Genomic DNA, 17,601 nt, shown 5'->3' on the forward strand with positions numbered 1-17,601 from the left:
CAGAACGCACCCCACAGCCGCTGTTGCGGCCGCCGGTGCGCGGACGCCCGTTCCGGTCCTGCCTGTTCGCATCCGACCGGGCAGCACAGCGACGAACGACCTTGGGAGACACGGTGCGGGACCAGTTCTACGAGCGCGAGGAGATCATCGAGCGGGACGGCTTCTTCGGGCGCGAGGAGATCATCGAGCGCGAAGAGGTCGTCCGCCGGGGCGCGTTCGGCCGTGAGGAGATCATCGAGCGCGAGGAGATCGTGGAGCGCGGCGGCCTGTTCGGGCTGGGCGGGGAGACCGTGCGCGAGGAGATCATCGAGCGCGACTTCTTCTGAGCGTCCCCGGGCGGCTCGCCCACCGGGCCTCGGGCGAGCCTCTCCTGACTGCTCCTCAGCGGTGCCGCTCCTCCCCCGTACGGCGGCGGACCGGCAACGCCGCTTCCGGCCCCGGGCGGCATCCCGCCCGGGCTGGAGGTTTCCGGCTGCGGGGCGTTTGCCTGATATCGTCCCCGAAGTCCGGATGCCCCAGGGTCTGGGGCGTGCCCGCAGTCCGCGAACGGAACCCTCACCTCGTGACCAGCGCTGACCTCGACCACCGCCTCGCCTCCCTCGGCCGTCCGCTCCGGCTCATCGTCACCGGCGGGGGCACCGGCGGGCACACCTATCCGGCCCTGACCGCGGTGCGCACCACCCAGGCCCGGCTCGCGGCGCTCGGCGTGGGGCTGGACGTGCTGTGGGTGGGCACGGCCGCCGGCCTGGAGGCGCGGGTGGCCGAGCGCGAGGGCATCGCCTTCCGGACCGTGCAGACCGGCAAGATCCGCCGCTCCAGCAACCCGCTGGGCATGCTCACCCGGGAGAACGTCCGGGACATGGGTCGGGTGCCGCTGGGCGCCGCCCAGGCCCGCCGCATCGTCTCCGACTACCGGCCCGACGCGGTGCTGTCCACCGGCGGCTACGTGGCGGTGCCGATCGGGCTCGCGGCCAAGCTCTGCCGCCGCCCGCTGGTCATCCACGAGCAGACGGTACGGCTCGGCCTGGCCAATCGGGCACTGGCCCGCGCGGCCACCAGGATCGCGGTCTCCTCGGAGTCCACGCTGCCGCTGCTGCCGGACGCGACCCGCTCCCACGCCGTGGTCACCGGCAACCCGGTGCGGCCCGAGGTGTTCTCCGGGCGGCGCGAGCGGGCCGTGGCCGCGCTCGGCCTGCGCGGCTTCAGCCCGCTGCTGCCCACGGTCTACATCACCGGCGGAGCCCAGGGGTCGGTGCAGATCAACGGCATGATCCGGGAGATCCTCCCGTGGCTGCTGTTCAACGCCAACGTGATCCACCAGTGCGGCTCCGGCTCCATCGACGAGGCGGCCGACTACGCCGCCCGGCTGCCGGTGGACCAGCGCGGCCGCTACCACGTCACCGCCTTCGTCGGTCCGGAGCTGCCCGACGTCCTGGCCCTGGCCGATGTGGTCGTCTCCCGCAGCGGCGCCGGGACGATCGCCGAACTGACCGCGCTGGGAAAGCCGTCCGTGCTCATCCCGCTGGCCTCCTCGGCCGGGAACGAGCAGGAGCACAACGCCCTGCACCTGGAGGCCGCCGGTGCGGCGACCGCGCTGGTCAAGGAGGCCGTCAACGCGGAGCGGCTGCGCACCGCGGTCGCGCCGATCCTGGCCTCGCCGCCGCTGCGGCAGCGGATGGCCGAGTGCGCCCGGGCGTTGGGGCGGCCGGACGCGGCCGAGCAGCTGACCGACGTGCTGCTGTCGGTCGCCGTCCCGGCCCAGCGCGGCAACTGACGAATCGTCAGTCCCTCTTTCTCACGCGGCTGTTCCGTGCTCGCGGGCCCAGGCGCGGGCGTGGGCGATCCGGGCGGCCGTCGGCGGGTGGGTGGCGAACAGCAGCACCGTCAGCGGGTGCGGGCTGAGGTCGGCGATGTTCAGCACCGCCAGCCGCCGCTGCATTGCCACCATCGCGCCGGGGGCGCGGGTCAGTTCCAGGGCGTAGCCGTCGGCCCTGGCCTCGATCCGGCGGCTGAACGCGTTGCCGAAGGGCCCGGCGATCGTGCCCAGGACCGTGCCCAGCGCCAGCACCAGGGCCAGCGCGCGCGGATCGGCCGCACCGGTGACCCCGGCGGCCCGCAGCAGCGGCCCCCAGTGCAGGGCGGCCGCGATCAGCAGCACCGCCAGCGCGCCGCCGACCGCGCCCGCGGCCGTCCCGGTGGCCACGTCCCGCCGGGCGGCGTGGCCCAGTTCGTGGGCGGCGATGGCGGCCACCTCCTCGGGCGCGGCCTGCCGCACCGTGGTGTCCCAGACCACCACCCGGCGGGTGCGGCCGATCCCGGACACGTAGGCGTTGGCGGCGGTGGTGCGGCGCGAGGCGTCGGCCACCAGGATGTCGCGCACCCGCACCCCCGAGCGCCCGGCCAGCTCCAGCAGCCGGCTGCGCAGCTCCCCCTCCGGCATCGGCTCGAAGCGGTTGAACAGCGGCTCGAACACCACCGGCAGCAGGAAGGACATCAGCACCACCAGGGCGGCGGCCACCGGCGCGGCCACCAGCCACCAGCTCTGCGGCAGCGCCCGGACCAGCGCGAACAGGCCCACCGACACCGCCGCCAGCAGCACCGCGCCCAGCAGCAGCCCCTTGGCGGCATCGGCGGCGTACAGCCCCCAGCTGCGGGTGGACAGCCCCCAGCGGCGGTTGACGACCTCGCCGCGCAGCGAGAACGGCAGCGCCGCCAGCGTCAGCACCAGCTGGACCGCCACCGCCCCGAGCGCGGCGGTGGCGGTCCAGCCACCGCCGGCCAGCGCGCCCGCGGCGCGACTGAGCCCCGCCCCGAGCGGGGTGAAGCCCAGGACGCAGGGGACGGCCGCCCCGGTCAGCAGCGAGCCGTAGCGCAGGGCCGCGGTGTCCCGCTTGCGCGCCCGGGAGCGCTCGAGCTGGGCGGGGGTGAAGTCGGCCCCGGGCGGCGCCTGCGCCCCGGCGGCGGCGACGCCGGGGCGGGGAGTGTCCTGGCCGTCCGGGGTGGCAGCGGTTTCCATGGCTCCAGTGTCGCGCCCCGGGCTCAGCGGCTGGTGAGCCGGTACGGGATGACGCAGACCACGGCGTCGGTGGTGGCCCGCAGCACGGTCGCCAGCAGCAGCCCGCGCTGGTTCTGCAGGATCTGGTAGCGCCAGTGGCGCGGCTGCACCTCGGGGATGAGCACCGCGACCTGGCGGGCGCCCTGCTGGGCGCGCTGGACGTAGCCGACGATCGGGTGGACCAGCGAGCGGTGCGGACTCTCCAGCGTCACCAGTTCCACACCCGGATCCCAACGGGCCCACTCGGCCTCGAAGTCGGCGCACCGCGCCGGATCGGGGTGGACGCTGACGGCCACCACCTCGCCGCCCAGCGACAGCGCCGCGCTCAGCGCCAGCTCGGTGAGCTTGCTGATGCCGCTGACCGGGACGACCACCAGGCTCTGCATCGGCACCGGGTGCTGCGGCAGCCGGCCCAGCGCCAACTCCTGCCCGACCGCCCGGTAGTAGCTCTCGATCCGGGAGAACAGCAGCATCAGCGCGGGCACGGTCAGCACCACCACCCAGGCCCCCTGGGCGAACTTGCTGACCACGAAGACCAGGGCGGCGACGGCGGTGAGCACCGCGCCGGTGCCGTTGAGGGCGATCCGCAGCCGCCAGCGGGCCGGCCGTTCGGAGTGCCAGTGCCGGACCAGTCCGGTCTGGCTGATGGTGAAGCCGATGAACACCCCGATGGCGTACATCGGGATCAGCCGGTCGGTGACCGCGTCCACGGCGACCAGCAGCACCGCCGCCATCAGCGCCAGGGCGACCACCCCGTACCGGTGCACCGGCCGGTCGCTGCGCAGGCCGAACAGGTGCGGCAGCCGGTTGTCCTTGGACAGCAGGCTCATCAGCACCGGCAGCCCGCCGAAGCTGGTGTTGGCCGCCAGACCGAGCACCAGGGTGACCGCGATGTTGGACGCGTAGTAGGCCCAGCCGGTGCCGAAGGAGCCGGCGGTGAGCTGCGCCAGCACGGTCACCCCGCCGCGCGGGGCCACGTGCTCGCGGCGGATCAGCCACGCCAGCCCGATCAGCATCAGCGCCAGCAGCCCGCCGAGCATCAGCTCGGTGCGCTGCGCCCGCCTGGCCCGGGGCTCGCGGAAGGTGGGGACGCCGTTGGCGATGGCCTCGATCCCGGTCAGCGCCGAGCATCCGGCCGCGAACGCCTTCAGGATCAGCAGCACCCCCAGCGCCTCGGTGACGTGCACCGGCTGCGCGGTGCCGACGATGGCGACGGGGTGGGAGCGGGTCAGCCCGATCCCGATCACGCCGAAGACGGCGACCAGGAACAGCGCCATCGGCAGCATCAGCGCCCGGGCGCTCTCGGCGATCCCCCACAGGTTGACGGCGGTGATCAGCACCAGCCCGATCAGGCAGATCGCCAGCAGGTGCGGGGCCAGCGAGGGGAAGGCCGACGCCAGGCTGGCCGCGCCGGCGGCCAGGCTGACGGCGACGGTCAGCACGTAGTCGATCACCAGGCTGGCGGCGGCCAGCAGGCTGACGGTCGCGCCCAGGTCCTTCTTGCCGACGGCGTAGGCGCCGCCGCCGTCCGGGTGGACCGCGATGACCTGGCAGTAGGAGACCACCAGCACGGCCAGCAGTCCGGCGATGACCAGGGTGATCGGCAGCGTCAGCCGCAGCGCCGAGGTCCCGGCGGCGACCAGGACCAGCACTATCGCCTCGGGCCCGTACGCCACCGAACTCAGCGCGTCCAGTGAGAGCGCGGCCAGCCCGCCGAGGCTGGTCAGGTGTTCCTTGTCGCCCTCGCCGTGGCGCCGCGGCACCCTCGGCGCGACCTTCTTCGGTGCCGTTCCCAGGCCCATGGACGCCCTCCTCGTTCGACGGGGCCAGCCCCTGCCGCGATCCTGCAGCATCTCCTTCCCAACTCCCGGGATCGAACCGCCGCGCCGCTCGTTGGTGCGACGGCCGGAACAGGGGCGGAAGTCTTTTCGAGACACTCTGTCGGTGTCGAGGCACGGTGTCCCACCGACGCCGCCGGATATAGAGTCGCGGCATGCTCAGTGATTTCCGTCCGCTTTCTCCCGCCGCGCGGTGGGCGAGGTGATCAGCGCGCTCACGGCCGTCGTCTCGGTCGCGGCCCTGCTGCTCGCGGCGTGGTGCGGACTGGCCACCGCACGCGACCAGCCCACCAAGGACTGGCACCTGATCGGCATGGCCGTGGTGACCCTGCTCGCCCTGGCCCAGCTGGTGGTCGGCATCGTCGAGCTCGCCAACGGCCACAAGGCCCAGGGCGGGACGGTGATCTTCCTCGCCTACGCCGTCGGCGCGGTGCTGACCGTGCCCGCCGCCGGGCTGATGTCCCTGGTGGAGCGAACCCGCTGGGGCTCGGCGATCGCCACGGCGGGCGGGTTGGTCCTGGCCGCACTTGAGCTGCGACTGGTCGAGATCTGGGGAGGCGGGCATGGCTGAGACGAAGCCCACGCAGGAGTCCACACAGGAATCCGCGCAGGAGAAGAAGGCGCAGGAGAAGAAGGCGCAGCGGAGGATCGGCGAGGGCCCTGGGCGGCTGCTGGTGAGCCTGTACGGGCTGTTCACCGTGGCGGCCGGGTCGCGCTCGCTGTACCAGCTGATCGCGCAATTCCACCGGGCGCCGCTGTCGTACGTGCTGTCCGCGTTCGCGGCGGTGGTGTACGCGTTCATCCTGGTGACGCTGGTGCGCGGCGGCGAGTCGGCGCGGCGGCTGGCGCTGTGGTGCTGCGGCGTGGAGCTGGCGGGCGTGCTGGTGGTCGGGACGCTGACGATCGTGCTGCCCTCGGCGTTCCACGACCAGACGGTGTGGTCGTACTACGGCATGGGCTACGTGTTCATCCCGCTGATCCTGCCGGTCACCGGCATCCTGTGGCTGCGCCGGGCCGCCCCGCAGCAGCAGGCCGGGAGCGAGCCGGCCTCGGAGCCCGCCGGAGTGCCCGCGCGCGGCTGACCGGCGCTTTTCGAGACACACCGTCCCAGGTTCGGCACTCTGTACATTGGGCAGGGTGCCGAAGCTGTGGAACGAGACCATCGAGGCCCACCGCCGCACGGTCCGGGAGGCGGTGCTGGACGCGGCGGCGGCGCTGACCGCCGAGCACGGCCCGGCCTCGCTGACCATGTCGCAGATCGCCGTGCGGGCCGGGATCGGCCGCGCCACGCTGTACAAGTACTTCCCCGACGTCGAGGCGGTGCTGGCGGCCCGGAGGCAGCGGGAGGCCGAGCGGCTGCTGGCCCGGCTGACCGGGGCCCGTGACCGGGCCGCCGGGCGGACCGGGCCCGGCGGACGGCTGCAGGCGGTGCTGCTGGCCTACGCCCTCGCCGCCCACGAGCAGCGGGGCGCAGGAGTGCTCCCGGACCACGGAAGCCCGAGCCCCGATCCGCAGCAGCCGGTCCTGGAGCTGCTCCGGGAGCTGCTGGCGCAGGCGGCGGACGCCGGAGCGGTCCGCGCGGACATCGGCGCGGACGAGCTGGCGGCCTACTGCCTGCACGCCCTGGCCGCCGCCGGGGCCGCGCGCTCCGAGGCCGCCGTGCACCGGCTGCTGGCGCTCACCCTGTCCGCGCTGCGCCCCGAAGCCTCCCCCGCCGCGCCCTGACCGCGGGGTCCGCCCGGGGGTTCAGCCGCCCGACCGGGTCGGCGGCTCCGCGCCCAGGTCGTGGGCGAGCCTGCGCAGCGAGGGCCCGTAGTCGGGGTGGGCCAGGGCGGCGGCGAACTGGGCGGTGAGGTAGGCGAGCGGGTTGCCGGTGTCGTACCAGGTGCCGTCGATGACCTGGCCGTACACGGCGCGGGTCGCGGCGTAGGCGTTGATGGCGTCGGTGAGGTAGATCTCGCCCTGCGGGTGTTCGTGCCAGCGCCGGGTCTGCTCGCGCAGCTCGTCCACGATGCCGGGGGTGATCACGTAGCCGCCGATGGCCGCGTAGTGGCTGGGGGCGTCCTGCTCGGCGGGCTTCTCCACCAGGCCGGTGATCCGCAGCAGGCCGTCGTCGAGGTCCTCCTTGACCACCGGGACGCCGTAGCGGTGGGAGTCGGCCGGGTCCATCGCCATCAGCGCCAGCACCGGGGAGCTGGTGGCGTTGTACGCGGCGATGAGCTGCTGGGCGCGCGGCACCTCGGAGACGAAGACGTCGTCGGGCCAGAGCACCAGCACCGGCTCGTCGCCGAAGGCGCGGGCGGCGTTGAGCACCGGCGTGCCGTTGCCGTACGGCCCGTGCTGGTCCAGATAGGTGATGTGGCCGCGCCGGGCCAGCTCGGCGATCTCCTCCACCGCGTCCGCGTAGCCGTCCTTGCCCGCGTTGCGCAGCTGGGCGACCAGGCCGGGATCGGGGCGGAAGTGCTCCTGGATCAGGCCCTTCCCGGCCGAGACCACGATGGTGATGTCGGTGATGCCGCTGTCGACCAGCTCCCGGACGGTGTGCTCGATCACCGGCTTGTCACCGACCGGCAGCATCTCCTTGGGCGTCGCCTTGGTCAGCGGCAGCAGCCGCGAGCCCAGGCCGGCGGCCGGGATGACCGCTCGGCGGATGGTGGAGGCCATGGGGTGCTCCCTCGGGTCGGGTCGGCCGGTGCCGGTCGGCACGGCATCCGCCGACGCTACCAACCCGGGGGCGCGCGCGGCTGCGCTCAGCGCCGGACCCGTCGCCGGTAGGGCAGGTGGCAGCAGATCTGCTTGCCGATCGGCGTCCGGGACACCCTCCATCCCGGTGCCAGCAGGTCCACCAGCGGCAGCCCGCGCCCGGATTCGGCCCCGCAGTCGGAGGGCATGTCCGAGCGCCGGGGCAGCGCGCGGCGGTCGGGGTCGTGCACCTTGACCGAGACGCCGCGGGGGTCGGCGTCCACCTCGACCACCAGCGGGACCAGGTCGCCGCAGGCCCGGACCGAGTTGCCGATCAGCTCGGACGCCACCAGCTGCACGTCCTGGGCCAGTTCGGTGTCGACCCCGGCGGCTGTCAGCGTGGCGTCGGCCAGTTGGCGGACGAAGCGGAGGTGATCGGCGGAGGCGCTCATGTGCACGGCGAAGCCGGTCGGCCGGACCAGCAGGTAGAAGCCCGGAGCCGCCTCGGCCACCTTCGGCGCCCCCGCGCGGGCCGCGCCCGGGGCCGTGCGGGCGGGGTCGCACGGCGCTACGGCGAGCCTGACGCGGGTCCGGTCGTGCTGCATATGCTGCTCCCAATCGAATGAGCGGGCCGCCGCGCCCAGTTGACAGGTGCGATGACGTGGTGCGGAGTCAGCGGGGACGCCTGGGGCCGGGCGTGCGGATGCGTCCGGGCGGCGGCGCGGGGCGGGCCCGGCTGCCACAAAGCGTGACCGTCGACTACGCTTCGCTATCACCCCTTCAGGGTGCCCCTGCCGACCGCCGTCGGCAATATGCCACCTGATCTTTCATCAGATCGGTTGTCCCTCGGTGCCGGTGGCCAGCGCGCGGGCGCCGCGACGGGTAATGGGGCCCGGCGGCGGAACAGCGGCTGTGCAGCCGGAATGCCACCGGCATAGGCAGTGCGCCCCGGACAGGGTTGGATGGGTGCATGGCATTGAGCGTCACCAACGAGACCGTACGGGCCGCAGCGTCGGCCGCAGCATTCACCGACGGCGAGCGGTTGTTGGCCGCCGACGCGGTCGGCCACCTGGAGTCCGGCTACGGCGGGGTCAACGCCGACGTCGCCGACCCGGCCGGCGGCGGCCCGGCCTGGCAGGTGTGGGTCGGCGTCAACGACCGTGCGCTGACCGGGGAGTGCGACTGCGGCACGGCCGCCCCGCCGTCGCTGTGCGCGCACGCGGTGGCCGCCGCGCTGGCCGCCCTGTCCGCCGGGACCAGTTGGGCTCCGGCGCCCCGGCCGGTGTTCAACGCCCCGCCGCGGGATCCGGTCGAGCAGCGCCACCTGGCCCTGGCCGGGACGCTCGGCGCCGAGCGGCTGGCCGAGCTGGTGGCCCGCCACGCCGTCCACGACCGGCTGCTGGCCACCGATCTGGCGCTGGCCACCGGCCAGTTGGGGGTACCCACCACCGAGGAGCTGCGGCCGCTGCGGGCCCTGGCCGACCGGGCCCTGGCGGTACCGTCCGCCGAGGACGGCTACGACCTGCACCAGGTGGCCACCGCCGCCCGGGCGGCCGTGGCCGAACTGCGGGTCCAGGCGCTGCGTCCGGCCACCCCGGCGCTGCTGGACGCGGCCGAGCACACGGTCGCCTGCTGGGACCGGCTGGCCGTGCTGCTGGGCCAGGACTGGCGCAGCTACGGCGAGGAGGTCGAGGAGCTGGGCGCCGAACTGGCCGACGTCCACCTGGACCTGTGCGAGCGGCTGCGGCCGGACCCGGCCGACCTCGCCCGGCGGCTGGCCGCGCTCGCCCACCCCGGCGGCGACCGGGACGACCGCCCTGGCATCGCCTGCTGCCTGGAGCCGCCCGCGCCCTACCGGTCGCTGCTGGGCGCGGACGGCCTGGCCGCCTTCGAGCGGGAGGCCGCCGCCCGGCGTCCGCGCCCCCGGGTGTCGCTGCTACCGGGCTGACAGCCGGCGGAACACCGGCCGGGGCAGGTGGCGCAGGCCGGACATGACGAAGCGCAGCGCGCCGGGCACCCACACCGTGCCGCTGCCCCGGCGCAGGCCGGTGAGGATGGCGTCGGCCACCGCTTGCGGGGTGGTGGCCAGCGGCGCCTCGGGCATCCCCTGGGTCATCCGGCCCCGGACGAAGCCCGGGCGGACCACCATCACCCGGGCCCCGCTGCCGCGCAGGGAGTCGCCGAGGCCCTGGGCGAGGGCATCCAGTCCGGCCTTGGTGGAGCCGTAGATGAAGTTGTCGCGCCGGGCCCGCTCCCCGGCCACCGAGGAGAGCACCACCAGCGCGCCGTGCCCCTGGCGGCGCAGCGCCTGCGCGCTCGCCAGCGCACTGGAGACCCCGCCGAGGTAGTTGACCCGGGCGACCGCCACCGCGGCCATCGGCTCGCGCTCGTCGTGCAGTTGGTCGCCGAGGACGCCGAAGGCGAGCAGCACCAGGTCGATGTCGCCCTCGGCGAAGACCTTGCCGATCACCTCCTCGTGGGTGTCGGTGTCGGCGGCGTCGAAGGCGTGCACCTGGACGTCGGCGCCGAGCGCGGTGAGTTCGTCGGCCGCGGCGGTGAGCGCCGCCGAGGGGCGTCCGGCCAGGTGGACCCGGCGGGTGCGCTCGCGCACCAGGCGGCGGGCGGTGGCGAGGCCGATCTCGGAGGAGCCTCCGAGCAGCAGCAGGGACTGGGGCTGGCCCAGGGCGTTCAGCACGGTCGCGGGTCCTTCCTGGTGGGGTCGCGGTCGTCGCGGCCGTGCAGGCCGAGGCGGCGGGCGAGGTCGGAGACGAAGCGGGAGCGGGGGTCGATCCGGGCGCGCAGCTCGCGGAAGTCGCCGAGCCTGGGGTACATCCGGGCCAGGGACTCCGGCCGCAGCCGGGAGTCCTTGGCCAGGTAGACCCGTCCGTCGGCGGCCATGACCTCCTCGTCGAGGGTGTCCAGCAGGGCGCCGAGGCCGGGCAGTGCGGCGGGGATGTCCAGGGCCAGGGTCCAGCCCGGGGCGGGGAAGGAGAGCCAGCCGGGGTCGGCCGCGCCGAAGCGCTTGAGCACGGCCAGGAAGGTGGGGCAGCGGTGGCGGCTGATGGTCTCCACGATCCGCCGCAGCGCGTCCTCCGCGCCGTAGGGGACGACGAACTGGTACTGGACGAAACCGGCCGGGCCGTAGATCCGGTTCCAGTCGGCGACGCCGTCCAGGGGGTGGAAGAAGGTGGAGATCCGCTGCAGCTGGCCGCGCCGCTCGCGGGGCGCCTTGTGGAACCAGAGCTGGTTGAACGCGCCGACGGTGGCCGGGGTGAGCAGCCCGCCGGGCAGCCCGCGGGCGCTGACCGGCAGGCCGGAGGGGCGGAAGCCGAGCGGGTCGCGCAGCTGCCTCGGGCCGAGCCGGTCCAGCGGGGCGTGGTCGCCGCGGGTGAGCACGGCGCGCCCGGTGGCGGCTCCGCGGGCGAGCAGGTCGATCCAGGCGACGGAGTAGCGGTAGCGGTGGTCGGTGGACTCCAGCCGGTCCATCAGGTCGTCCAGGTCGCGGGCGCGTTCGGTGTCCACGCTCATCAGCGAGGTCTGCACCGGCAGCAGCCGGATCTGCGCGGAGAGGATCACCCCGGTCAGGCCCATGCCCCGGCGGTGGCCCAGAACAGCTCCGGGTCGTGCTCGGGGGTGATCCGGCGCACCCGGCCGTCGGCGGTGAGCAGCTCCAGTGAGCGCACATGGCGGCTGAAGCCCCCGCTGACGTGGTGGTTCTTGCCGTGGACGTCGGCCCCGAGGGCGCCGCCGACGGTGACCTGGCGGGTGCCGGGGGTCACCGGGACGAACCAGCCGAACGGCAGCAGCACCCGCATCAGCGTGTCGAGGCTGACCCCGGCCTCGCAGTCGACGACGCCCCCGCGGACGTCGATGCTGCGGATCGCGGTGAGGCCGGTCATGTCCAGCACGGTTCCGCCGGCGTTCTGCGCGGCGTCCCCGTAGGAGCGGCCGAGGCCGCGGGCGACCAGGCCGCGGGCGTCCGGCGCGCGCACGGCCCGGACGGTGTCGGCGGCGGTGGCGGGGCTGAGCATCCGGGCGGCGGTGGGTGCGGTGCGCCCCCATCCGGACAGAGTGACCACGCGGTCCGGCCCGTCGGCGTCTTCTCGCATATAGGACAATGTACCGTTGGCAACCCTGACAAATCGTCATATCAGGGCCATCAGGGTTCATCGGCGTCGGCGTATCGTCCCGGAGGAGCGGCATGACCCCACCCGAGCAGCACCCGCGCCCGGGCCTGGACCCGCGCCCCGGCCTGGATCTGCTGCTGGTGCGCGCCGCCCGGAGCGGGGCCGGCCGCCGGCCCGGGCTGGCGGCCTGCGGGCGGGCGCTGTCGTTCGCGGGCGAGCACGGCGCGGTGTGGCTGCTGGCCGGGGCGACCGGAGCCGCCGTGGACGCCCCCCGGCGCGGGGCCTGGCTGCGGGCCACCGCCCTGGTGGCCGGGGCGCACCTGGCCAGCATGGGCGTCAAGCGCGTGGTGCGCCGCCCGCGCCCCTGCCTGCCCGGCCTGGAGCCGCTGGTGCGCACGGCCGGGCGCCACAGCTTCCCCAGCTCGCACGCCGCCTCCTCGGCCGCGGCGGCGCTGGCCTTCCACCCGCTGCTGCCGGTCGGCCCGACCGCGCTGCTGGCGTCGGCGATCTGCGCCTCCCGGCTGTGCGTGGGGGTGCACTACCCCTCGGACGTCCTGGCCGGGGCGCTGCTGGGCGTGTCGGGCGCGGCCCTGGGGCGCTCCTGGGCGCTGCGGGAGGGCCGGGCGGCGGTCACGGATGGGTGGCCAGGCCGGTGACGAACACCACCAGCCAGACCATCTCCAGGCAGACCATGGGCAGGTCGCGCAGGATCAGGTCCTCGATGTGCCCGGTGGTGGCGGAGGCGGTCAGCCGGTCGAACCGGACCAGTGCGGCGATCAGCGGCACGGCGGTGGCCAGGTGCCAGCGTCCGGTCCACGGGTCGGGCTCGGTCAGCGCCCACGCCAGGTACGCGCAGACCATCGCCACCGCCACCACCCGCTGAGCGGTCCGCAGGCCGCGCGGGGTGTAGCGGCGCAGGGAGGGGCGGTGCCGGGCGGCCGGGGCGCCCAGCGAGGTGATCTCGGTGAAGCGCTTGGCTATGACCACCAGCAGCGCGCCCAGGCTGCACACCAGCACGAACCAGCCGGACGGCGGCACGTGCGAGGCCGCCGCCCCGCCGAGCGCCCGGAGCACGAAGCCGGAGGCGACCAGGGCCAGTTCGACGAACGGCAGGTGCTTGAGCCCGAACGAGTACAGGAAGGAGCTGGCCAGGTAGGCGGCCACGGCCAGGGCCAGGCCGTAGTCCGAGGCCAGCAGGCCGGTGGCGGCCACCAGTCCGGCCGCGCCGACCACGCATCCGGCCGCCAGCGCCAGCGCGTGGTTCTCGCTCAGGTCCCCGCAGGCCACCGGGCGCAGACACTTGCGCGGGTGCTGCCGGTCGCGTTCGGCGTCCACCGCGTCGTTGACGAAGTACACCGCGCAGGAGGCCAGGGTGAAGACCATCAGCGCGACCATCGCCCCGCTCAGCGCTGCGCTGCCGCGCGCCAGCGCCGATCCGGTCATCGGGGCGGCGAAGACCAGGAAGTTCTTGGGCCACTGCCGGGGGCGGGCGGTGCGCACCGCCGCCACCGGCCAGCGCACCCAGCCCGGTCGGCGGGCGGGCAGCAGGACCGCGACGGCGCCCGCCGCGGGGGCCGGCTGCTGGGCCGGCGGCTGGGGGCTCATCGGGCGTACACGGCCGTGAAGTCACGGCTGGTCGACTCGAAGTAGCGGTCGGCCGGGCGCTCCTGGGTGGGGAGCAGCTTCACCGGCGTGGGCTTGGCCGGGTCGGAGGTCGGCTTGTAGTACATGTACGACATCCAGGCGGGGTTGATGTCCAGTTGCATGGCCTGCACGCACCCGGCCCGCTGCAGCAGGTCGGCCAGGGTGCGGACGGACAGGGCCGGGCCGTAGGCGTAGACCAGGCGCCCGTCGCGGGTGATCCCGGCGCCGGAGCGCCAGACGAAGTAGTCGCCGGCGATGGTCAGGCCCCAGCCGCTCTCGACGTTGCTGTCCACGCCGTCCGGCACCTGGCCGTTGTCCACGATCAGGTTCAGGTTCTGGCGTACGCCGACGACCTGCGGGCCCATCTTCACGTCGCGGTTCCAGGCGCCGACCTCGGCATGGCCGTCGCGGTAGAAGACCAGCGAGGCGTCGTCGTCGGTGAGGGTGCCCCGGGTGACGCCGTTGAGGTAGAAGCCGCCTCGGGCCTCGTCCACCTTGAAGCCGCCGTTGAAGGTGGCCATCAGACCGGCCCGCTGGTCGGCCGGGATGTACGGCGGCACGCCCCAGTTGCCCGCCCCCGGGTCCACCTCGCCCGGGTGCAGGGCGAAGCGCAGGATCCGCTGGTCCATGGAGACCACACCGGCGACGTACGAGGTGTGGTCGGCGTCGGGGCGGACGTACGCGCCGTACAGCGCCGGGGTGCCGCGGACGCTGCCGAGGACCTTCCAGGTGCCCTCTCCGGCCAGCGGCTCCCCGGCCGGGGAGGCCAGCCGGGGCGGCACCACCGCGGGCAGCGCCGGCTTGGCCCCGGACGCCCCCTGGGCCGCCTCGCCGGTCGGCACCAGCGCCATGTCCGGCCGGCCGCCCACGGCCGGTGGGTGGGCCTTGTACTGGACGCTCTCCAGCGCGGTGACCACCGGGCCGAGTTCGTGGTCCCGGCCCCATTCGGCGACCCGGGCGGCGACGCTGTCGTCCCCGGGCGCGGCCAGGGCGCTGCCCAGCGACCAGCTCAGCCAGCCAGCGAAGAGGGCCGCGACCGCCAGCACCGCCCTGGTGCTGCGCCGGGCGAGCAGCCGCCGGATCCAGCCCGGGCGCTTCGGGGCGGGGGTCGGGGCGGGGGGTTCCAGAGTGGTGACATCCGAGTCTTCGGTTGCGCTTCCGGGCGTCGGTGGCGTGTGCACGCGGACCTGCTTCCTGCGGCCGAACCCAGAAACGGGCGTGCCAAGAGAGACGGGCGTGGGTGAGGGCCGGCGGGCACGAGGGGAGCGGGCCCGCTCGGGTCTCCGCCACCGGTGGGGCGTCCTCGGGACTCCCGCCGTGATTCACGCTATGCAGCCGCCGCCGAACCCGCCTGTTCGACTAGGCAGTACGGGTGCAGCGGTGGTGGACGCCGCCTCAGGAGAGCACCCGGCGGCGGAAGTTCCGCAGGCCCAGGGCGAGGAACAGCACGCAGAACCCGGACAGCACCGGGTAGACCACGTACAGGTGCATGTGCGCGGTGTCGGTGAGGGCCGCGCGCATCCCCTCGGTGATGTAGATCAGCGGGTTGAACAGCACCAGCACCTGCAGCCAGGGGAAGCCGCCGACGTGCACCGCCGACAGCCGGTTCCACTGGTAGTAGGTGCCGCCGAGGAAGACCAGCGGCAGCACCACGAAGCCGAACATCAGGCCGATGTTGCGGGGCTCGAAGGTGGTGCCGAGCACCAGTCCCAGCGAGGTCATGGCGACGCAGGCCAGCGGCAGCAGGGTCACCAGGATCCACCAGTGCACCCGCAGGTCGGCGTGGACGCCGGGGGCGTGCACCACCGCCGCGATCGGGAACACCACGACCGCCGAGATGAACGCCTGGGTCGCGCCGGACAGCACCCGGGCCACGGCCACCAGCCAGATCGGGCACGGCGCCTGCACCCGGTCCTCGATCTCCCGGGTGAAGCCGAACTCCTGGGACAGCTGGATGGCGACCGACTGGATGCCCTGGAACATGATGGCGATGGCGACCACGCCCGGCACCAGCACCGTGGCGAAGGCCGACTCCCCCGCAGGGCCGCCCCCGCCGACCCCCTGACCGATGATCGGAAAGACGTAGAGGAAGACGAACACCAGCAGCAGCGGCTGCATCAGCGTCCGCCCGGCGATCTCCCCGGCGTTCTTCCGCAGCACCAGCAGATCCCGCCGGACCAGCCCGGCGAGCGCGGCGCGCGAGGCGGCGGCGACGGTGCGCTCCGGCCGCACCGCCGGCTGCCGGGCGGTCCCGGACGAGGCGGCGTAGGCACCCATCAGTCCCGCAGCTCCTTCCCGGTGAGCCGGATGAACACGGTCTCCAGGGAGGTCTGCGAGACCGACAGGTCGACCACGTCGAAGCCGCCGGACTCGGCCGCCCCCAGCACCTTCGGCAGCAGCCGGTCATTGCCCCGGACGTGCAGCTCCACCCGGCCGTCCGGCTGCGCCCGGGTGCTCACCACCCCCGGGACGGCCCCGGCCAGGCAGTCGGCCAGCGCCCGGGCGTCGCCCTCGGCCTGCACCGTGACGACGGTGTCCGCCTCGATGCTGCGCTTGAGCGCGGACGGGGTGTCCAGGGCCAGGATCCGGCCGTGGTCGATGATCGCCACCCGGTCGCAGAGCTGGTCGGCCTCGTCCATGTTGTGCGTGGTCAGCAGGATGGTCTGGCCGTCGGCGATCAGCCCGCCGAGGATCTCCCACAGCGCCAGCCGGCTCTGCGGATCGAGCCCGGCCGTGGGCTCGTCCAGGAACAGCACGGCCGGGCGGTGGAAGATGGCCCGCGCCACCATCAGCCGCTGCGCCATCCCGCCGGACAGGGTGTGCACCGACCGGTCGGCCCAGGACGACAGCCGGAACCGCTCCAGCAGTTCGTCCGCCGTGCGGCGGGCCTGACGGGCCGGGACGCCGAACATCAGCCCGTGGTAGTAGAGGTTCTCCCGGACGGTGAGCGAGCGGTCCAGGGTGTTCTGCTGCGAGACCACCGCGATGATCTGCTTGGCCAGCGCCGGTCGGGCGATCACGTCCACCCCGCCGACGTGCGCGCTGCCGTCGGTGGGCACCACCCGGGTGGTCAGCATCCCGACGGTGGTGGTCTTCCCGGCGCCGTTGGGCCCGAGCAGGCCGAAAAGCTCTCCCCGGCGCACCTCCAGGTCCAGCCGGTCCACGGCCGGGGCCTCGGCCTTCGGGTACACCTTGGTCAGGCCCGCGGTGCGGATCACCGTCTCGCGCGGCTCGACCCCGCCGGGCGCGGTACCGCCGAGCGCCTCCGCCATCACCATGGTTCACCTCGCCGATCGGCAGGACCACCAGGTCCGTTCCAGGATGCGCCCCCGGTCGGCCCCCGGCAAAAGCTGCGCCCCGCCCTGCCGCCGCACCCGCTCACCTGCGGCGGGAATGCGGTGGCAGCGCGGTCGCGGGCGCTGGCATGCTGGCCGGGTGGAGAGACCGGAGATCTACTGTGAGATAGCCCCCGACCTGCGGGTGTTCATGGCGTCGGGACGGCGCGGCGGGCAGGCCGCGCTGCGGACGGACGGGGTGTCGTCGCTGGGGCACGTGGTGGAGTCGCTGGGGATTCCGCTGACCGAGGTCGGCACGCTGCTGGTGGACGGGCGGCCGGTGGCCCCCGGGCACGTGCCGGCGGACCGGGAGCGGGTGTCGGTGCTGGGTGTGGAGCGCCCGCAGCCGCTGCCCGGGCCCGCCCGCTTCCTGCTGGACGTGCACCTCGGGACGCTGGCCCGGCGGCTGCGGCTGCTGGGCGTGGACGCCGCCTACGAGAACCTGGACATCGGCGATCCGGCGCTGGCCGCGCGCTCGGCCGCCGAGCAGCGGGTGATGCTCTCACGCGATCGGGGGCTGCTGCGGCGGCGGGAGATCTGGGCGGGCGCGTACGTCTACAGCCACCGGCCGGACGAGCAGGTGAAGGACGTCCTCGGCCGGTTCGCGCCGCCGCTGGCGCCCTGGACCAGGTGCACGGCCTGCAACGGGCTGCTGGAGCGGGCCGACAAGGCGCAGGTGCACGACCGGCTGCACGACGGCACCCAGCGCTCCTTCGACGTGTACGCGCAGTGCGCCGACTGCGGCCAGGTGTACTGGCGCGGCGCGCACCACGCCCGGCTGGAGGCCATCGTGGCGGAGGCCCTGCGCGACCAGGCAGGCCGGGCGGGGGCCGCGGCGGAGTCCCCCAGCTAGGCCCTCGCGCACGGTACTCCTCCGCGCCGCGGGATGGGACGAGTACGGAGCGTTTCCGGCCAATGTC

The 17,601-nt window shown here is 74.5% G+C and carries 17 protein-coding genes and 1 pseudogene; 8 read left to right on the forward strand and 10 right to left on the reverse strand.

Going from position 1 to position 17,601, the window contains the following annotated elements; genetic code table 11:
• The first annotated feature begins 113 nt into the window (after window positions 1-113).
• Complete coding sequence (locus tag GXW83_RS20345) at window positions 114-326, forward strand: hypothetical protein (RefSeq protein WP_182444445.1); 213 nt, start codon at window positions 114-116, stop codon at window positions 324-326.
• A gap of 236 nt (window positions 327-562) precedes the next feature.
• Window positions 563-1,774, forward strand: coding sequence for a glycosyltransferase (locus GXW83_RS20350; RefSeq protein ID WP_182444446.1), 1,212 nt, complete (start codon window positions 563-565; stop codon window positions 1,772-1,774).
• A 21-nt stretch (window positions 1,775-1,795) separates the two neighbouring features.
• Here GXW83_RS20350 and GXW83_RS20355 read toward each other — a convergent pair whose 3' ends face one another.
• Together GXW83_RS20355 and GXW83_RS20360 are read right to left on the reverse strand one after the other, a co-directional pair.
• Complete coding sequence (locus GXW83_RS20355) at window positions 1,796-3,016, reverse strand: M48 family metallopeptidase (RefSeq protein WP_182444447.1); 1,221 nt, start codon at window positions 3,014-3,016, stop codon at window positions 1,796-1,798.
• Window positions 3,017-3,039: 23 nt separating this feature from the next.
• The gene (locus tag GXW83_RS20360) at window positions 3,040-4,857 is read right to left on the reverse strand and encodes an APC family permease (protein WP_182444448.1); all 1,818 of its coding nucleotides are present in this window, start codon (window positions 4,855-4,857) and stop codon (window positions 3,040-3,042) included.
• A 238-nt stretch (window positions 4,858-5,095) separates the two neighbouring features.
• Here GXW83_RS20360 and GXW83_RS20365 point away from each other — a divergent pair, with 238 nt between their 5' ends.
• Genes GXW83_RS20365 through GXW83_RS20375 form a run of 3 tightly spaced genes read left to right on the forward strand, consistent with a single transcriptional unit; the run spans window position 5,096 to window position 6,618 of the window.
• Entirely contained in the window at window positions 5,096-5,464 is a 369-nt protein-coding gene (locus GXW83_RS20365) for a hypothetical protein (protein WP_182444449.1), read from the forward strand.
• Window positions 5,457-5,975: a hypothetical protein gene (locus GXW83_RS20370; RefSeq protein WP_182444450.1), complete on the forward strand. Its 519-nt coding sequence runs from the start codon at window positions 5,457-5,459 to the stop codon at window positions 5,973-5,975. Before GXW83_RS20365 ends, GXW83_RS20370 begins: the two co-directional genes overlap by 8 nt.
• A gap of 55 nt (window positions 5,976-6,030) precedes the next feature.
• Entirely contained in the window at window positions 6,031-6,618 is a 588-nt protein-coding gene (locus tag GXW83_RS20375; protein ID WP_182444451.1) for a TetR/AcrR family transcriptional regulator, read from the forward strand.
• A 21-nt stretch (window positions 6,619-6,639) separates the two neighbouring features.
• Here the strand turns inward: GXW83_RS20375 and GXW83_RS20380 are convergent, their stop codons facing one another.
• Window positions 6,640-7,557 (reverse strand): UTP--glucose-1-phosphate uridylyltransferase, encoded by a 918-nt coding sequence (locus GXW83_RS20380; protein WP_182444452.1) that lies wholly within the window; start codon window positions 7,555-7,557, stop codon window positions 6,640-6,642.
• 86 nt (window positions 7,558-7,643) lie between these two features.
• A complete protein-coding gene (locus GXW83_RS20385; protein ID WP_182444453.1) occupies window positions 7,644-8,180 on the reverse strand; it encodes an ATP-binding protein in 537 nt (178 codons plus the stop codon).
• 365 nt (window positions 8,181-8,545) lie between these two features.
• On the opposite strand from GXW83_RS20385, the gene GXW83_RS20390 reads away from it, so the two are divergent.
• A complete protein-coding gene (locus GXW83_RS20390) occupies window positions 8,546-9,523 on the forward strand; it encodes a hypothetical protein (protein WP_182444454.1) in 978 nt (325 codons plus the stop codon).
• On the opposite strand, the gene GXW83_RS20395 is transcribed toward GXW83_RS20390, so the two are convergent.
• Both GXW83_RS20395 and GXW83_RS20400 read right to left on the reverse strand, forming a co-directional pair.
• Complete coding sequence (locus tag GXW83_RS20395; protein ID WP_182444455.1) at window positions 9,512-10,270, reverse strand: decaprenylphospho-beta-D-erythro-pentofuranosid-2-ulose 2-reductase; 759 nt, start codon at window positions 10,268-10,270, stop codon at window positions 9,512-9,514. The genes GXW83_RS20390 and GXW83_RS20395 overlap by 12 nt on opposite strands.
• Window positions 10,264-11,684, reverse strand: a pseudogene (locus GXW83_RS20400) (FAD-binding protein). Before GXW83_RS20400 ends, GXW83_RS20395 begins: the two are co-directional and overlap by 7 nt.
• A 92-nt stretch (window positions 11,685-11,776) precedes the next feature.
• Between GXW83_RS20400 and GXW83_RS20405 the strand changes: the two are divergent.
• The gene (locus GXW83_RS20405; RefSeq protein WP_182444456.1) at window positions 11,777-12,358 is read left to right on the forward strand and encodes a phosphatase PAP2 family protein; all 582 of its coding nucleotides are present in this window, start codon (window positions 11,777-11,779) and stop codon (window positions 12,356-12,358) included.
• Here the strand turns inward: GXW83_RS20405 and GXW83_RS20410 are convergent.
• The 4 genes from GXW83_RS20410 to GXW83_RS20425 form a co-directional block, all read right to left on the reverse strand.
• Window positions 12,333-13,307 carry a decaprenyl-phosphate phosphoribosyltransferase gene (locus GXW83_RS20410; protein WP_182444457.1) on the reverse strand — a complete coding sequence of 325 codons (975 nt, stop codon included), beginning with the start codon at window positions 13,305-13,307 and terminating at the stop codon, window positions 12,333-12,335. The genes GXW83_RS20405 and GXW83_RS20410 overlap by 26 nt on opposite strands.
• Window positions 13,304-14,527: a phosphodiester glycosidase family protein gene (locus GXW83_RS20415; protein ID WP_182444458.1), complete on the reverse strand. Its 1,224-nt coding sequence runs from the start codon at window positions 14,525-14,527 to the stop codon at window positions 13,304-13,306. The genes GXW83_RS20410 and GXW83_RS20415 overlap by 4 nt, the downstream gene beginning before the upstream one ends.
• 214 nt (window positions 14,528-14,741) lie before the next feature.
• Entirely contained in the window at window positions 14,742-15,623 is an 882-nt protein-coding gene (locus GXW83_RS20420) for an ABC transporter permease (protein ID WP_182444459.1), read from the reverse strand.
• Window positions 15,623-16,624: an ABC transporter ATP-binding protein gene (locus GXW83_RS20425; protein ID WP_225447131.1), complete on the reverse strand. Its 1,002-nt coding sequence runs from the start codon at window positions 16,622-16,624 to the stop codon at window positions 15,623-15,625. The genes GXW83_RS20420 and GXW83_RS20425 overlap by 1 nt, the downstream gene beginning before the upstream one ends.
• A 157-nt stretch (window positions 16,625-16,781) precedes the next feature.
• On the opposite strand from GXW83_RS20425, the gene GXW83_RS20430 reads away from it, so the two are divergent.
• Window positions 16,782-17,534, forward strand: coding sequence for a Mut7-C RNAse domain-containing protein (locus GXW83_RS20430; protein WP_182444460.1), 753 nt, complete (start codon window positions 16,782-16,784; stop codon window positions 17,532-17,534).
• Window positions 17,535-17,601 lie beyond the last annotated feature (67 nt).

The organism is Streptacidiphilus sp. PB12-B1b, assembly GCF_014084125.1.
Lineage (GTDB): Bacteria > Actinomycetota > Actinomycetes > Streptomycetales > Streptomycetaceae > Streptacidiphilus.

What these genes read in the sequence shown, in the direction of transcription:
- GXW83_RS20355 (WP_182444447.1), bottom strand. Translation starts at nt 3,016, where the DNA reads ATGGAAACCGCTGCCACCCCGGACGGCCAGGACACTCCCCGCCCCGGC.
- GXW83_RS20360 (WP_182444448.1), bottom strand. Translation starts at nt 4,857, where the DNA reads ATGGGCCTGGGAACGGCACCGAAGAAGGTCGCGCCGAGGGTGCCGCGG.
- GXW83_RS20370 (WP_182444450.1), top strand. Translation starts at nt 5,457, where the DNA reads ATGGCTGAGACGAAGCCCACGCAGGAGTCCACACAGGAATCCGCGCAG.
- GXW83_RS20380 (WP_182444452.1), bottom strand. Translation starts at nt 7,557, where the DNA reads ATGGCCTCCACCATCCGCCGAGCGGTCATCCCGGCCGCCGGCCTGGGC.
- GXW83_RS20385 (WP_182444453.1), bottom strand. Translation starts at nt 8,180, where the DNA reads ATGCAGCACGACCGGACCCGCGTCAGGCTCGCCGTAGCGCCGTGCGAC.
- GXW83_RS20390 (WP_182444454.1), top strand. Translation starts at nt 8,546, where the DNA reads ATGGCATTGAGCGTCACCAACGAGACCGTACGGGCCGCAGCGTCGGCC.
- GXW83_RS20405 (WP_182444456.1), top strand. Translation starts at nt 11,777, where the DNA reads ATGACCCCACCCGAGCAGCACCCGCGCCCGGGCCTGGACCCGCGCCCC.
- GXW83_RS20410 (WP_182444457.1), bottom strand. Translation starts at nt 13,307, where the DNA reads ATGAGCCCCCAGCCGCCGGCCCAGCAGCCGGCCCCCGCGGCGGGCGCC.
- GXW83_RS20420 (WP_182444459.1), bottom strand. Translation starts at nt 15,623, where the DNA reads ATGGGTGCCTACGCCGCCTCGTCCGGGACCGCCCGGCAGCCGGCGGTG.
- GXW83_RS20425 (WP_225447131.1), bottom strand. Translation starts at nt 16,624, where the DNA reads ATGGTGATGGCGGAGGCGCTCGGCGGTACCGCGCCCGGCGGGGTCGAG.